We start from the raw sequence: 14,826 nt of genomic DNA, 5'->3' as shown, positions 1-14,826 counted from the left end.
CCCCGGGCCGTCACTCGTCGAGCGATTCCCAGAACCGGGCGAGCGCCGCGGCGCCGACGGCCGGATTCTCCACCATCCACCAGTGCCCCAGCCCGTCGAGCACCTCGGTCCGGGCGCCGGCCCGCTCTGCGGCCCGGCGCCGCATCTCCTCGGTGCCGACGAACGGGTCCTCGGTGGCCGACAGCGACAGACCGGGCCGGGCGGCGGCGTTCTCGAGTGCCCGACCCGCGTCGGCCAGAGCCGGTTGGCGCGCGGAGCGGTACAGCGCCAGGATCGCCCGACCCATCTCCGGCCCCTGCGCCGCGGCGAAGGACGCTGCCACGTCAGCGGGAACGCCGAACGCGACCAGCTGGTCCGCACGCTCCTGTGCCGACCCGTCCTGCATCATCGCGACCAGCTGCTCACCGGTCTCCGGAGATTGAAAACCCTGGGCCATGTCGTGCCACACGTAGTCGCGGTCGAACAGGCCGACGACGTCGCTGGCCCAGCTCCGCACGAGCTCGGGACGATGCATCACCGCGTTGATCACGTGCCCTCCACCCCAGTCGTGTCCGACGAGGTCGACGGGTTCACCGATGCCCTGCAACTCGCCGACAAGCCAATCGCGGTACGCGAGGAAGGTCGCCGGGAAGCCGTCGGGCAGCGGAGCGCCGAACCCCGGCGGCGACAACCGCACCACATCCGTCCGCCCGAGTGCGTCGACGAGCGGGCCCCAGACCGCGTCCGTCTCCGGATTCCCGTGCACCAGAACCACAGTCACAGCCGCCATCCTGTCACGAGCGGGCCGCGTGGCACACCGCCTTTCAGCGACCCACGCCGCGCGTCAGGTATCAAGTACTTAACATTTACGGCACGGTGCGCTATGACTGATGGGATGCTCACCGGCCAGAAGATCCTCATCACCGGCGCCACCGGGAAGATCGCCTTTCCGATCGCCCGCGCGCTCGCGCAGCGCAACGAGGTCTGGGGCGCGGCGCGACTCCGCGACCCCGCCGGTCGCGACCGCCTGGCGGCCGCCGGCATCACCCCCGTCGCGCTCGATATCGGCACCGGCGACTTCTCGGCCCTGCCCGACGACTTCGACTATGTCTTCCACGCAGCGGTCGACGCCGGCGAAGGCGACTGGACCCGGTGCGTCGACGCCAACGCGCAGAAGTCCGGCGATCTGCTCCATCACTGCCGCACGGCCAAGGGTTTCGTGTTGTGCTCGACCGGCTCGATCTACGGCTACCAGGGGCGGCGGCCGCTGACGGAGTCGGATCCGCCCGGGGTGCCGCTGCGCGCCAACTACAGCTTCTCGAAGATCGCGGCGGAAGCGGTGTGCACGTGGGTCGCCACGCACCACGGGACGCCGCTGACGATCATCCGCATCTGCTCGACGTACGGCCCCGAGGGTGGAGCGCCCGCCGACCGGCTCGAGATGATGTTGGCCGGCAGGCCCATTCGGCTGCACCCCGACAAGCCGAACAACTACAACCCGATCTACGAGGACGACTACGTCGCGCTGGGTATCCGCGCGCTGGAGGTCGCCGACACACCCCCGGTGGTGGTGAACTGGGCGGGCAGCGAAACCGTGAGCGTCGAGGACTACTGCACGTACATGGGTGAACTGGTGGGCGTCGAACCGGTCTTCGACTACACGCCCGCGGCACACACCCCCTTGTGGCCCGATGTCACCCACATGCACCGGGTGCTCGGCCGCACCACGGTGCCGTGGCGCGAGGGGATGCGGCGCATGATCGCCGCCCGGCACCCCGAAATTTTATTGGCCGAACATGATCCGACCACCGCCTGAGAGGCCGCCGTGCAACTACCGGGAACACCGTCCGACGAGGTGGCCGCCGTCCTCGCCGAGGGCCGGGGCGACGTCGGCACACTGTTCGTGTCGATGGCCACGCGCCATCCCGACGGCGCCGACGCCGACTATCTACGCTGGCACACCCTCGACCACCGGCCCGAACAACACCGCCTCTCGGCCGTGCGCGCCTCGCTGCGGCTGGTGTCCACGCCGGCGTGCCGGTTTGCCCGCGCAGTGAGCGAAGGCCCCTACGACGCCATCGACCACGTCATGACGTACTTCTTCACCGACCCCGGCGGGATGGAACCGTTCCTCGCCCTGTCCAAGGCGCTCGGCGACGCGGGCCGCAAACTGCCGCTGCTGCCGCCCGTCGAACGGGGCGTGTACGACGTCACGGACAGGCGGGCGGCGCCACGGATCAAGATCGGCGCCGACGTCCTACCGTGGTGGCCGGTTCGGGGGGTGTACCTGCTCCTCGAGACCGGCACGGCGGACGCGGCGGATCTGCTCGATGTCGACGGCGTCGCCGGCGTGTGGACGGCGACGTCGTTGCCGGTCGACGCCCGCCTGGCGAGTGCGCCTGCGGGACAGACGATCTCGTACTGCTTCCTCGACACCGATCCCGTCGACGCCGCCGGCCGGCTGCTGCCGGTGCTGGAGAAGCGGTGGACCGACCGGGGCGTCACCCCGCTGTTCGCCGCACCGTTCCACCCCGTCGTACCCCATGAGTGGGACCGCTATGTGCCGTGATCGGAGCATGTGATGCGCGTCGGATTGATGGTGGGCTCCGACCGGGAGCGCCCGCGCGCGGACCGGTTGAGCGGGTTGCTCGACGACGGCCGGGCCGCCGAGGAGCAGGGTTTCGCCTCGTTCTGGTTCCCCCAGGTGCCCGGCTACCTCGACGCCATGACCGCGGTCGCGCTGCTGGGCCGCGTCACCGAGCGCATCGAGATCGGCACCGCCGTCGTGCCCATCCAGACGCGCCACCCGCTGATCATGGCGCAGCAGGCGGCGACGACCCAGGTGGCCTGCGACGGACGATTCACCCTAGGTGTCGGGGCTTCTCACGACTGGATCATCTCCGGACAACTCGGCCTGCCCTACGACCGACCGGCCCGCCTGGTACAGGACTACCTCGCCGTGCTCGGCGCGTCGCTGTCCGGTCCCGGTGCCGTCGACGTGGACAACGACAGCTACCGCGTGCACGGAGCGATCGACGTCACCGACTCCTACGAGGTGCCGGTCCTGCTCGCCGCGCTCGGTCCGGTGATGCTGCGACTGGCCGGTGAGCGGGCCGGCGGCACCATCTTGTGGATGGCCGACGAACGGGCGATCGAGGGCCATATCGCTCCCCGACTCACCGACGCCGCGAGCGCCGCGGGCCGGCCGGCGCCACGCATCGTGGCGGGGGTCCCCGTGGCCCTGTGCTCACCACGCGAGGTCGACGACGCCCGCGCCTACGCCGGCGAGGTGCTCGGCCACGCGGAACTGTCGCCGAACTACCTTCGGCTGCTCGAGCACGGCGATGCCGACGACGTCGGCGACACCATGGCCGCCGGGGACGAGGCCACCGTGTCGGCCCGGCTCCGGCGCTACCGCGACGCCGGTGTCACCGACCTGGCCGCGCGCGTCATCCCACTCGGGGACGACCCGGCGGCCCGGCGCGAGTCACGGCGCCGCACACAGGAATTCGTGGCATCGCTGTGTGGGGAGTTCAGCTGACGCCGGACAGTTCGACGAGCGCGTGGAGTTGCTCGAGGTAGTGCTCGAGCGAATGGTGGACGAAGCGCGCCGACACGATCGTCGTCCCGGCCGCAGCCAGGCGATGCAGCGCCGCCTCGGTGGCACTCGGATCCCCCACCGGATCGAGCGGTTCGTCGGCGGGCAGCACGACCTCGAAGTCATCGGGCACCTCGCGGGAGCGCAGCCACTCACCTGCCGTGGCCACCGATATGCCGAACGGGCACCAGCCGTCGGCCAACGCCAGCGCGCGCCGCAGCGACCGTTGCGTCCGGCCGCCGACCCAGATCGGCATGTGCGGCTGCAGGGCGCACGGGTCGACGGTGAGGCCGCCGAACGAGTAGTACTCGCCCTCGTAGACGGGCTCGGTGTCGAACAGGGCGGCGCGCAGCGCCCGCAGCGCGTCGTCGCCGCGTGGGCCGCGGTCCTCGAACGGCGCGCCGATGAGGTCGAACTCCTCCTTGAGGGAGCCGACACCGACGCCGAGGACGACCCGGCCACCGCTGACGTGGTCCAGGGTGCCGTAACGCTTCACGATCTCGAGCGGATGGTGGTAACCGAGCACCAGCGTCATCGTGGCCAGGCGGATCCGCCGAGTGCGCGCGGCCACGTAACCCAGGGTGGCGAGGGGGTCCCAGTACCGCGCACCCCGCCTTGGGGCCTCCCTCGACGGAATGCCGATGTGCTCGCTGCAGGTGAGGTGGTCATAGCCCAGGCGCTCGGCCACCTCGGCGACGCGACCGATGTCCTCGACGCCTGCGTTCTTCTCCCACGTGAGCGCCGCGCCGGCGACGTTGGTGACGACGGGCGTCGCGATGCCGAATCTCACTGCAGCGGCTCTTCGCCCGCCAGTATCGTGCGGTGCATCAGCCGGCCGCTGTCCTCGGCGTACGGCAGCACGCGGTGCATGGTGCCGGTGTTGTCCCAGACCAGCAGATCACCGGGCTGCCATACGTGGCGGTAGACGTACTGCGGCTGCGTCGACCAGTCGCGCAACCGGGTGAGCAGGGCCCGGCTCTCCTCCACCGGCATCCCGACCACGTAGTCGGCGGTGGCGCCGAGCAGCAGCGACTTACGGCCGGACCGGTGCGTCCACACGATCGGGCATGTCTTGGTCGGCGACTTCTGCCAGAAGGTGAGTTCTTCGTAGCTCATCTCGGGACGGACGTAGTACTGCGACCGTTCGGCGCTGTGCACCACGCGGAGGTCCGCGATGAGGTCCTTGTCGGACTGCGGCAGATCGTCGTATGCCGCGTAGGTGTTGCAGAATTCGGTCTCTCCCCCGGTGTCGGAGAGCCTCACCGCGCGCAGCAGTGTCGCCAAATTCGGGTAGGGCTGCAGCGAACCGTCGAAGTGCCAGAACATCGACCCCTTGAGATAGTCGGCCTTCTGGTTGACGTTCTTGTCGAGGGAGATCTTGTAGATGCCGCTGTCGCCCTCGTTGGCCACCAGACGCCCGAGGGTCTCGGCGATGGCCACCTGCTGCTCGTCGGTGATGTGCAGCCCGCGGACGAACACCACACCGCGCTGCTCCAGCACGGCGCGGATGCGCGCGGCTTCCCGACCGCTGAGCAGGGTGTCGAGGTCGGTCCTGATCTCGCTGCCGATCCGGGGTGCGACGTCGACGACCTCGAGTCGGGCGGATGTCAGGCTCACGACGCTCAGCTCACTCTCGTCAGGATGGTGTCGGCCGAATGCTTGACCCTCGGTTGCTTCCACAGTTCCACCGCGAGTGAGACGGTGATCAGCGAGTAGAGGAGGTTGCGCAGGTTCGCGACGTCGTCGGGCAGCGGTTCGGCGTAGTCGAACGTGTCGATGTAGGCGACGGCTTCCTCGGCACACGGGAAGACCTCGTCGTAGAACGCGCGGATCTGGTCCATCGTGGAGTTCACCCGTTTGACGTAGCGCTGGTGCCCGTCCTCGATCGCCCACTCGTCGACCAGGTGCTCCAGATGCGAGAATTCCGGCGGCAGTGCGTGACTCATGCTTTCGCGGCCTCCGCTTGCTCGCCCCGTCCCACTCCCCGGCTCACGTAGTCGCCCACGACCTTGTGCAGGTGCCGCAGCAGGATCTCCTCGTCGTTCATCGGAAAATGGGTCAGCACACCGCTGTTGAGCATCGCCTGCAGACCCTCGGACGGGCTGGCGTCCTCCAGGATGATGTCGTTGAGGAACGTCATGGTCAGCTCCTGGCCCAGGCGTTCGCGGTGCGTGGTGGGCGGCTGGTAGTACGCCTCGGTCTCGAAGATGTGTGAGTGCGGTCCGGTGGGCCAGTGGGTGTGCACGGTGAATCCGGACGCCCCGAAGATCAGCACGAAGTTCGGGAAGAACTGGTACGAGTCGAAACCGTACTTGTCCGCCCGGGTCGGATTGATACCCCGTGGCATCGGCCCACGATCATGCTTCTTGTTCCACGGACCCGCCGCACTGGCCTCCATCACGCATTCGATCGGTTTGGAGTACGGCGTCTTTCGCGACGGCTCACCGGCGAACGAGAACATCCGGTGCGGACCCTTGAGCTGATAGCCCAGCGCGTCGGTGAACGGATTCGGCTGGTCGAAGGCCTCTCTGGCCTCGGCGGTGACGGCGCCGAACGACGATGCGTGCAGGTAGGGACCGTGGTAGCTCTCGGCGAAACCGTCGAGGAAGATCTTCCAGTTGCACTGCAGTTCGGCCGTGAACCGGTAGACCTGATGGGGACCGGCGAAGGGATAACCCTCCAGATCGTGGGCGAGTTCGCCGAGGTAGTCGCGCACCGACTCGGTGTTGTCCGGGTTCAGGTTGACGAAGATGAAGCCTTCCCAGATCTCGCACTGGATCGCGGGCACCCGGCAGCTGTCGGCGTCGAAGTCGAGGAGCAGATCCCTGCGCGTCGGCGAGTGCAGCGAGCCGTCGAGTTTGTAGCGCCAACCGTGGAACCGGCAGTACAGCAGCGGCGCGCGTCCCGACACCTCCCGGAATGGGTCGTCCTCCCACAGCATCTTGTTGCCACGGTGCGGGCAGATGTTGTGCATCGCGCGGATCACGCCGTCCTTACCGCGCACGACGATGATCGAGGTGTTGAGGAATGTCAGTTCCCGGGTGAAATAACTACCCGACTTCGGCACCCGCTCGACCCGGCCGACGTAGAGCCACGTCTTCCTGAACACGTGCTCGCGTTCCTTCTCGTAGAACTCCGTCGAGACGCAGTCCTCCAGCGAGACCGGTCCCCTGCCGAGTTCGGGATACGCGTCGGTCCAGTGTCCGCTCGCGGGTTTGGTCACCAGGCTGTCGTGACTCATGAGGCCCTCCTCCGCGCCGAAACTAACAGCCCCTCGATCCGTCCAAACAGACCAAAAAGTGCAACACCCTGTTGCATATTTGGAACACCGAACAGGACGACGAACTCGGGGCCACAGCACCATGGAACAGAACCTTCCTTTCGACGTCGACGCGTTGCTGGTGTTCGGCAAGGTGGTCGAGAACCGCAGCCTGTCGAAGGCGGCGGCGCTGCTGGGCATGCCCAAGTCGACCGTCAGCCGCAAGCTGACCAAACTCGAGTCCGACCTCGGAATCAAACTGCTGCGCAAGAACACTCACCAGCTGACCGTCACCGACCTGGGCGAGAAGGTCTACAGCCACGCGGCGAACATTCTGGCCGAGGCCAACGGCGTGCGCGCGCTCGTCGAGGGCAGCAGACAGGAGCCGCAGGGTGAACTGCGGGTCGCCCTTCCCGTCTTCCTCGGAATCGACTACGCCTCCCGCGTCGGCAGCGCCTTCCTCGCTCAGTACCCCCACTCGCGGCTCGACATCCGGTTGGTCGATCGCACCGTCGATCCGATCAGAGACGGCTTCGACGTGGTGTTCGGAACCGGTCCGTTGCAGGACTCCACGCTGATCGCCCGGAAGGTGTTCGCCTTGGAGTTGTTCCTCTGCGCGTCGGCCGATTTCGTCCGCCTGCTACCCGAGCCGATCACCGACCCCGCGCAGTTGAGTGAGCTGCCCTTCATCGATTTCGGGTTCGGGGGTACGCGTCCGGTCGCACTGACGCGCAACAGGCGTCGACACCAGGTGACGCCGTCGGTGCGGGCCCGCGCCAACAACTTCCAGGTCTGCAAGCAGTACATCCTGCAGGGGCTGGGGATCGGCGCCATGCCGACGCAGATCATCTGCACCACGGAGTTACGCGAAGGCACCATCGTGCCGGTGCTGCCGCAGTGGCGCCTGGACGGTCTCGACGTCCACATGATCTACCCCTTCGAGCTCTCGTTCTCCACGCTGATCTCGGCGTTCTACGACACCGCGTGCGCGATCATCGCGGAGAACTCGGCCCGCGCTTAGTTTGACAAGCGTCAGCACTGTGCATGCGCTCGAATGGCTGATATCGTGCGCTCATGGTCGGAGTGGACGGCGCAGCAGTAGCTGACGGTCGTCAGCGACGCGCGTCGTATCAACGCGCCAGATCACACGAGACCAAACGCGCATTGGTGCAGGCCGCCATGGCACTGTGGCGCACCAACGGATACGCGAAGACGACTGTCGCCGACATCTGCCGTGCCGCGGGCGTCTCCCGTGCGCTTTTCTACTTCTACTTCCCCGCCAAAGAAGACGTGTTGTTCGAAGTCGGACTGCTGTCGACGCGCGCGGCCCGCAAGACGGTGCGCGGCATGCTGCGCACCGACTACGACCTCGAGACGGTCGTGGCCCGGGCGCTGCGCAGCCTCGAGCGTTCGATGGCCCGCAATCCGCGCGACCTGATCCTCGAGACCGTCCTCGAGGGATATCGCCACGAACACCGCATCCTCACCGGCGACGCCTCCCCGCACTCCGACGCCGACATGTTCGGCGACCTGTTCGCCGCGGCGCAGCGTGACGGAAAACTGGCCCCCGGTGTCGACGTCGAGCACCTCTCGCGTCTGGCGCAGATGCACGTCAGCGAGGGCGTCCGACACTGGGCTGCAGGGGGGTTCGGCCGACGGACCTTCGCCGAGGTGGTCACTGCCGACATCGCAGCCCTGGTCGATGGATTCAACGTCCGCGCCACCCGGGGGGAGGACCGGGCGTGAACCCGCCGCTCGACCCGATCGACCTGTACCACGTCGGCATCGTGGTCGACGATCTCGACGCCGCGGCGGCCCGGCTCACCGCCGCCGGCGGCCACCGGTGGACGCGGCCCCTCGAGTACACGCTGCCGGTGGTCACCGCGACCGGCGACCTCGACGTTCCGTTCCGGATCAGCTTCTCGGTACAGCCGGTGCACCTCGAGTTGGTGCAGGAGGTGCCCGGCACGCTGTGGTCGGCCGTCCCCGGCCGCGGCACCCACCACCTCGGCTACTGGGTCGACGACGTCCACTCCACATCGGAAGCACTGGAGCGGGCCGGGTTCGCCTTCGAGGCCGGGCCGCGGGCCGATCAACCGCGCACGTTCGCCTACCACGTCGACTCCGCCGGGACGCGCATCGAGATCGTGGACCGCGCGGTGTTCGGCGACTGGGGCGAATTCCTGGAAACGATGGCCCGGTGATCGAACCTAGGGAAAGGCAGTACCACGATGGCATGGGATTTCGAGACCGACCCCGACTATCAGAAGGTTCTCGACTGGGCCGACGACTTCGTCCGCAACGAGGTCGAACCGCTGGATCTGGTGTGGCCCCATCAGCAGTTCGTGCCGCTCGACGGTGAACGTCGGCGGGCGGTCGACCCGCTCAAGGAGGAGGTCCGCCGCCAGGGACTGTGGGCCACCCACCTGGGACCCGATCTCGGCGGCCAGGGCTACGGCCAGCTCAAGCTCGCGCTGCTCAACGAGATCCTCGGCCGCTCACAGTGGGCGCCGATCGTGTTCGGCTGCCAGGCGCCCGACACCGGCAACGCCGAGATCATCGCCCACTACGGCACCGAGGAGCAGAAGCAGCGATACCTGCGCCCGCTGCTCGAGGGTGAACTGTTCTCCTGCTACTCGATGACCGAACCGCACGCCGGGGCCGACCCGACGCTGTTCACCACCCGTGCGGTGCGCGACGGGGACCACTGGGTGATCAACGGCCAGAAGTTCTTCTCCTCCAACGCCGCCACCGCCGCATTCCTGATCGTGATGGTGGTGACCAACCCCGATGTCAGCCCGTATCAGGGCATGTCGATGTTCCTGGTGCCCACCGACACTCCAGGGGTGAACATCGTGCGCAACGTCGGCCTCTACGGTGAACGCGAGGGCGAGGGCAGCCACGCGTTGATCCACTACGACAACGTCCGCGTTCCGGCCGACGCCCTGCTCGGCGGCGAGGGCCAGGCGTTCGCGATCGCCCAGACCCGGTTGGGCGGGGGCCGCATCCATCACGCGATGCGCACGATCGGATTGTCCCGCAAAGCCCTCGACATGATGTGCGAACGCGCCCTGAGCCGTCAGACCCAGGGCAGCCGGTTGTCCGACAAGCAGTTCGTCCAGGGCTACATCGCCGACTCCTACGCCCAGCTGCTGCAGTTTCGGCTGATGGTGCTCTACACGGCCTGGGAGATCGACAAGTACAACGACTACAAGAAGGTGCGCAAGGACATCGCCGCGGTGAAGGTGGTGATGCCGACCGTGCTGCACGACATCGCATGGCGGGCCATGCAGGTGCACGGCGCGCTCGGGGTCACCAATGAGATGCCGTTCCTCGGCATGGTCACCGGCGCGGCGGTCATGGGTCTCGCCGACGGACCCACCGAGGTGCACAAGACGACGGTGGCCAAACAGGTGCTGCGCGACCACCAGCCGACCAGCGACACCTGGCCCACCGAATGGATCCCACGCAAACGCGAAGCGGCGCAACAGAAATACGCCCAGTATCTCGAGCACCAGGTGGGCAACCTGTGACGCAGTCCGAGTCCGCTCCTCACGTGCGCGGCGTCGACACCGCGCGTCTCGCCGCATGGATGGACGAGGCCGCCCTGCCGGGCAAGGGCGAACCGCTGCAGACGCGGTTCCTGTCAGGCGGCACGCAGAACGTCATCTACGAGATCCGCCGCGGTGAGCACCGGTGCGTGCTGCGGATGCCCCCGCCGGGCGCACCGCAGGACCGGGACAAGGGCATCCTGCGCGAGTGGCGGATCATCGCGGCGCTCGACGGCACCGATGTCCCGCACACCGCCGCGGTCGGGGTGTGCGCGGACCCCGACGTGCTGGGCCGGCCGTTCTACCTCATGGGGTTCGTCGACGGCTGGTCCCCGATGGACACCCACGGCCGTTGGCCGGAGCCCTTCGACAGCGACCCGTCCGCCCGGCCCGGGCTCAGTTACCAACTGGCCGAGGGCATCGCGCTGCTGTCGAAAGTCGACTGGCGGGCCAAGGGGCTCGCCGACCTCGGCCGACCGGACGGCTTCCACGAACGTCAGGTGGACCGGTGGATCGGGTTCCTGGACCGGATCAGACGACGTGACCTGCCGGGCCTGGACACGGCCACCGCGTGGCTGCGCGCCCACAAACCGCTCGACTTCGTCCCCGGCCTCATGCACGGGGATTATCAGTTCGCCAACGTCATGTACCACCACGGCGCCCCGGCTCGGCTCGCGGCGATCGTCGACTGGGAGATGGGCACCGTCGGTGATCCCAAACTGGACCTCGGCTGGATGGTGCAGTCCTGGCCGACCGAGGGGTCCGGCGCATCCGAGATGAACTACGTCGACATGCGCGGGATGCCGTCGCGCGACGACGTCGTGGCGCACTACGCGGAGGTGTCCGGGCGCCAGGTCGACGATCTGGACTACTACCTGGTGCTGGCCAAGTGGAAGCTGGCGATCGTGCTGGAACAGGGCTTCCAGCGCGCCGGGGACGACGAGAAGCTGCTGGCCTTCGGACCGGTCGTGACCGACCTGATGGCCTCGGCCGCCGACCTCGCCGAGTCCAGCGACTACCGGTGAGGGCCGCGGTCTGTTCGGCGCACGGCCCTCCGGAGGGCGTGCGGATCGAGGAGTTGCCGACGCCGGCACCGGGGCCGGGTGACGTACTCGTGCGGGTCGGCGCGGCGGCGGTGAACTTCCCCGACGTCCTGCTGATCGCGGGCCGGTATCAGGTCAGCGTGCCCACGCCGTTCGTACCGGGCAGTGAGTTCGCCGGCACCGTCGTCGGCGTGGGCCCGCAGACCACGGGATTCGCGATCGGCGACCGGGTGACGGGGACGGGGATGTACGGCGCGTTCGCCGAAGAGGTGGCGGTCGCCGCCGAAGGCCTGGCCCCGATCCCCGACGGCGTCGACGACCGCACGGCGGCCGCCTCCGGGGTCGCCCACCGCACCGCCTACCACACGCTGCGGTCGGTGGCGCGAATCGAACCCGGCGACGAGGTGATCGTCCTCGGTGCGGGCGGCGGCGTGGGCCTGGCCTCGGTCCAACTCGCGGCACACCTGGGCGCCCGGGTCACCGCGGTGGCCTCGTCGGACGAGAAGCTCGAGGCGGCCGCGCATCACGGCGCCGACCGGGTGATCAACCACCGGTGCGGCCCGCTGAGGGATGCCCTGCGCGACGCGGTGCCCGGCGGTGCGGCGGCAGTCGTCGACCCCGTCGGCGGCGAGCTGTCCGAACCCGCACTGCGCTCACTGCGCCGGGGTGGGCGGTTCGTCACCGTCGGCTTCGCCTCGGGCGTCATTCCTCGGATCCCGCTGAACCTGGTGCTGATCAAGGGCGTCGTCGTCCAGGGTTTCCAGTTCGCCGACATCCCCGCCGACGAGTTCGAGCGCAACGAGCGGGAATTGCGGGAACTGCTCGCCGACAACACGATCCGGCCGCACATCGGTGCGCTCTACGCACTCGAGGAGGTCGCCGCCGCGCTGCGGCGGGTGGCCGACGGGCGCGCTGTCGGGAAGGTGGTGGTCGACCTCTCGCGCCGGACCAGCTAGCTGGCGGGGATCAGGTCGGCGGCCACCGACGGGCGGGCCATCATGCCGCAGCGGAAGGTCTCGGTGTGACCCACGAAGTCGGCCTCGATGTCGTTGACCGCGGCGAGCGCCTGCGCCTTGAAAGCGCGCGCGGCCGCACTCAACTCGTGGCGCACCGCGTCCACGTCGTCGTCCAGGTCGGCCGGACAGCGCTCACCCCACAGTGTCACCTCGGTGTAGCCGTGGTCGAGAGCGGTCCGCACGTGCTGACGGACCCGCTCATCGCAGTCGATGAGGTCGGCGGCCACGGCGACGGTCTGCGGGTGCGGACGCTCGGACCACGCCTCGAGCACCGGCTGCAGCGGCAGGACGGTGGCGCCCAGGATCTCCAGCGGTCGTGCGTCCTCGTCCACGTCGTCGACCAGCACGGTGACATCCCAGCCGGCCATCGACCGGTCGTAGAGCCATCCGCCGGCGAACCGCACGGCGTCGCGCACATTCGGAGTGACGATGTCGAGGCGGTAGCGCATGTCGAACTGTTCGGTCATCTGGTGATCTCCTCGTGCGGCGTCGGAACGGGGCTGAAGTCGCGGGCCAACATCTCGGCGTAATCCTTGAACACCTCGGCCAGTGGAATCGACGGGTCGAGCAACCATGACGTCTCCATTCCATTGACGAAGGCGAGAATCTCCACGGCCTTGGTGGCCGCGTTGAGGTCTTGGCGGTACTTCCCGGCGCGCTGTTCGCGCCGGATGATGTTGGTGACGATCGACACCGCGGCCCGCTGGCGCTCGAGCAGGCGGTCGTGCAGCGGGGCGTCGGGCGCGATGTTCTCGACGAGCAGGACGGTGAAGGTGCCGACCAGTTCGGGGGCCCGCTCGAACCGCTCGGCCACCCGGGCGATCTGTACGAACAGGTCGCCGGTGCGGTCGGCGTGCGTGTCGTCGTCCATGTCGCGGGCATCGAGCACCGCGTTGAGCAACTGTTCCTTGGACTCGAAGTGGTGCAGCAGCCCGGCCGGTGTGACACCGGCCTCTCTGGCGATCTGGGCGAGCGAGGTGTTGCGCCATCCGTTGCGGGCCAGCAGCCGCTCGGCGACCGCGAGTATCCGCTGACGGCGGTCCTCACCCTTTGCCAGCAACGTGGCATAGGGCCTCGAAGACTGCAGTGCGGACACCTGACTCCCTCGGTCGAACCAACCTAGTGAACACACAGTAGGTAGGTTTTCCCGATGTGACAAGGGTCTCATGGAAAATCGGTTTAGACCGGCGTCACACCGCTGGTCAGACGCTCAGCAGAGTGCTTAAAGACCCAGGGATTTGGCGATGATGACCTTCATGACCTCGCTCGTGCCGGCGTAGATCCGGGCCACCCGGGCGTCGTTGTAGAGCCGGGCGATCGGATACTCCATCATGTAGCCGTAGCCGCCGAACAGTTGCAGGCAGCGGTCGACGGCGCGGGCCTGCATCTCGGTGCAGAAGAGTTTCACCCGGGCGGCGTCCTCGCGCGACAGCACACCGTCGACGTGGTCGAGCACGGCGCGGTCGAGCATCGTCTGGGCGGCCTCGATCTCGGTCGACACCGCCGCCAGCTCGAACTTCGTGTTCTGGAACGACGCCACAGGAGTGCCGAACGCCTTGCGGTTCTTCACGTAGTCGATCGTCGCGTGCAGCGCCGAACGGGCCTGGGCCACCGAGCCCACCGCCACGGTCAGCCGCTCCTGCGCGAGGTTGTGGCCGAGGTAGCTGAACGCCTCACCCTCCTCCCCCAGCAGGTTCGCCGCGGGCACGCGGACGTCGGTGAACGACAGCTCGGCCGTGTCCTGGACCTTGCAGCCCATCTTCTCCAGCTCGCGCCCCCGCTCGAATCCGGGCATTCCGTCCTCGACGACGATCAGCGACAGGCCTCGGCGCCGGTTCTCCGGGTCGGTCGAGGTGCGCGCCACCACCACGACCAGATCCGCCTGGATCCCGCCGGTGATGAACGTCTTGCCGCCGTTGACGATGTAGTCGTCTCCGTCGCGGACCGCGGTGGTCCGCACCCCGGCCAGATCCGATCCGGTGCCCGGTTCGGTCATCGCGATCGCGGTCAGCAGGGTGCCGTCGGCCAGTCCCGGGAACCACCGCCGCCGCTGCTCGTCGTTCGCGTAGTGCAAGAAGTACGGCAGGATCACCTCGAGCTGGGTGCGGACGGTCGACAGCGTCACCAGCGCGCGGGCCGCCTCCTCCTGCAGGACCACGTTGTAGCGGTAGTCGTCCATCCCCGCTCCGCCGTACTCCTCGGGGATCGCCATGCCGAGCATGCCGAGCGCGCCCATCTGCTTGAAGACGTCGCGCGGCATGCGGCCGGCCTTCTCCCACTGCGGGTACTGGGGGACGACCTCCTTCTCGACGAAGTCGCGGGCCAGTTGCCGGAAGGCGTCGTGGTCGTCGGTGAACAGGTCTCGGCGCACGGTGGCCCT

General features: G+C 68.2%; 17 protein-coding genes. 9 read left to right on the top strand and 8 right to left on the bottom strand.

Annotated elements, in window-relative coordinates:
• Positions 1–10: 10 nt before the first annotated feature.
• On the bottom strand, positions 11–760 hold the full coding sequence (locus tag AU196_RS15020) for an alpha/beta fold hydrolase (RefSeq protein ID WP_059096088.1): 750 nt from the start codon (positions 758–760) through the stop codon (positions 11–13).
• 114 nt (positions 761–874) lie between these two features.
• Between AU196_RS15020 and AU196_RS15015 the strand changes: the two genes are divergently transcribed.
• Genes AU196_RS15015 through AU196_RS15005 form a run of 3 tightly spaced genes read left to right on the top strand, consistent with a single transcriptional unit; the run spans position 875 to position 3,520 of the window.
• On the top strand, positions 875–1,795 hold the full coding sequence (locus AU196_RS15015) for an NAD-dependent epimerase/dehydratase family protein (RefSeq protein ID WP_059095872.1): 921 nt from the start codon (positions 875–877) through the stop codon (positions 1,793–1,795).
• A 9-nt stretch (positions 1,796–1,804) separates the two neighbouring features.
• A complete protein-coding gene (locus AU196_RS15010; protein ID WP_059095871.1) occupies positions 1,805–2,548 on the top strand; it encodes a hypothetical protein in 744 nt (247 codons plus the stop codon).
• Between the two features lie 12 nt (positions 2,549–2,560).
• Positions 2,561–3,520 carry a TIGR03564 family F420-dependent LLM class oxidoreductase gene (locus AU196_RS15005; protein WP_059095870.1) on the top strand — a complete coding sequence of 320 codons (960 nt, stop codon included), beginning with the start codon at positions 2,561–2,563 and terminating at the stop codon, positions 3,518–3,520.
• On the opposite strand, the gene AU196_RS15000 is transcribed toward AU196_RS15005, so the two are convergent.
• From AU196_RS15000 to AU196_RS14985, 4 genes are read right to left on the bottom strand one after another with little or no spacing between them, the layout of a single operon-like run.
• Complete coding sequence (locus AU196_RS15000) at positions 3,513–4,367, bottom strand: TIGR03619 family F420-dependent LLM class oxidoreductase (protein ID WP_059095869.1); 855 nt, start codon at positions 4,365–4,367, stop codon at positions 3,513–3,515. The genes AU196_RS15005 and AU196_RS15000 overlap by 8 nt on opposite strands.
• Positions 4,364–5,194 carry a TauD/TfdA dioxygenase family protein gene (locus tag AU196_RS14995; RefSeq protein ID WP_059095868.1) on the bottom strand — a complete coding sequence of 277 codons (831 nt, stop codon included), beginning with the start codon at positions 5,192–5,194 and terminating at the stop codon, positions 4,364–4,366. The genes AU196_RS15000 and AU196_RS14995 overlap by 4 nt, the downstream gene beginning before the upstream one ends.
• A 5-nt stretch (positions 5,195–5,199) precedes the next feature.
• The gene (locus tag AU196_RS14990; protein WP_059095867.1) at positions 5,200–5,523 is read right to left on the bottom strand and encodes a hypothetical protein; all 324 of its coding nucleotides are present in this window, start codon (positions 5,521–5,523) and stop codon (positions 5,200–5,202) included.
• Positions 5,520–6,818 carry an aromatic ring-hydroxylating oxygenase subunit alpha gene (locus AU196_RS14985; RefSeq protein WP_059095866.1) on the bottom strand — a complete coding sequence of 433 codons (1,299 nt, stop codon included), beginning with the start codon at positions 6,816–6,818 and terminating at the stop codon, positions 5,520–5,522. Before AU196_RS14985 ends, AU196_RS14990 begins: the two co-directional genes overlap by 4 nt.
• Before the next feature lie 121 nt (positions 6,819–6,939).
• Here AU196_RS14985 and AU196_RS14980 point away from each other — a divergent pair, with 121 nt between their 5' ends.
• From AU196_RS14980 to AU196_RS14955, 6 genes are read left to right on the top strand one after another with little or no spacing between them, the layout of a single operon-like run.
• Complete coding sequence (locus AU196_RS14980; RefSeq protein WP_059095865.1) at positions 6,940–7,857, top strand: LysR family transcriptional regulator; 918 nt, start codon at positions 6,940–6,942, stop codon at positions 7,855–7,857.
• 53 nt (positions 7,858–7,910) lie between these two features.
• A complete protein-coding gene (locus AU196_RS14975; RefSeq protein WP_197415798.1) occupies positions 7,911–8,582 on the top strand; it encodes a TetR/AcrR family transcriptional regulator in 672 nt (223 codons plus the stop codon).
• A complete protein-coding gene (locus tag AU196_RS14970) occupies positions 8,579–9,040 on the top strand; it encodes a VOC family protein (RefSeq protein ID WP_059095864.1) in 462 nt (153 codons plus the stop codon). The genes AU196_RS14975 and AU196_RS14970 overlap by 4 nt, the downstream gene beginning before the upstream one ends.
• Before the next feature lie 27 nt (positions 9,041–9,067).
• Positions 9,068–10,369, top strand: coding sequence for an acyl-CoA dehydrogenase family protein (locus AU196_RS14965; RefSeq protein ID WP_059095863.1), 1,302 nt, complete (start codon positions 9,068–9,070; stop codon positions 10,367–10,369).
• 59 nt (positions 10,370–10,428) lie between these two features.
• Positions 10,429–11,412, top strand: a complete 984-nt coding sequence (locus AU196_RS14960; RefSeq protein ID WP_059096086.1) for a phosphotransferase family protein — start codon at positions 10,429–10,431, stop codon at positions 11,410–11,412.
• The gene (locus AU196_RS14955; RefSeq protein ID WP_059095862.1) at positions 11,409–12,386 is read left to right on the top strand and encodes an NADPH:quinone oxidoreductase family protein; all 978 of its coding nucleotides are present in this window, start codon (positions 11,409–11,411) and stop codon (positions 12,384–12,386) included. Before AU196_RS14960 ends, AU196_RS14955 begins: the two co-directional genes overlap by 4 nt.
• Here the strand turns inward: AU196_RS14955 and AU196_RS14950 are convergent.
• The 3 genes from AU196_RS14950 to AU196_RS14940 form a co-directional block, all read right to left on the bottom strand.
• Positions 12,383–12,895 carry a hypothetical protein gene (locus AU196_RS14950; RefSeq protein ID WP_059096085.1) on the bottom strand — a complete coding sequence of 171 codons (513 nt, stop codon included), beginning with the start codon at positions 12,893–12,895 and terminating at the stop codon, positions 12,383–12,385. The two genes, AU196_RS14955 and AU196_RS14950, sit on opposite strands and share 4 nt — an antisense overlap.
• A gap of 14 nt (positions 12,896–12,909) precedes the next feature.
• A complete protein-coding gene (locus AU196_RS14945) occupies positions 12,910–13,542 on the bottom strand; it encodes a TetR/AcrR family transcriptional regulator (RefSeq protein ID WP_059095861.1) in 633 nt (210 codons plus the stop codon).
• Between the two features lie 126 nt (positions 13,543–13,668).
• Positions 13,669–14,817, bottom strand: coding sequence for an acyl-CoA dehydrogenase family protein (locus AU196_RS14940; protein ID WP_059095860.1), 1,149 nt, complete (start codon positions 14,815–14,817; stop codon positions 13,669–13,671).
• Positions 14,818–14,826: the final 9 nt, after the last annotated feature.

Origin of the sequence: Mycobacterium sp. IS-1742, from assembly GCF_001500125.1 — a bacterium.
Lineage (GTDB): Bacteria > Actinomycetota > Actinomycetes > Mycobacteriales > Mycobacteriaceae > Mycobacterium.
The sequence above is the reverse complement of the archived record's forward strand: the minus strand, read 5'-3'. Positions and strand labels throughout refer to the sequence as shown.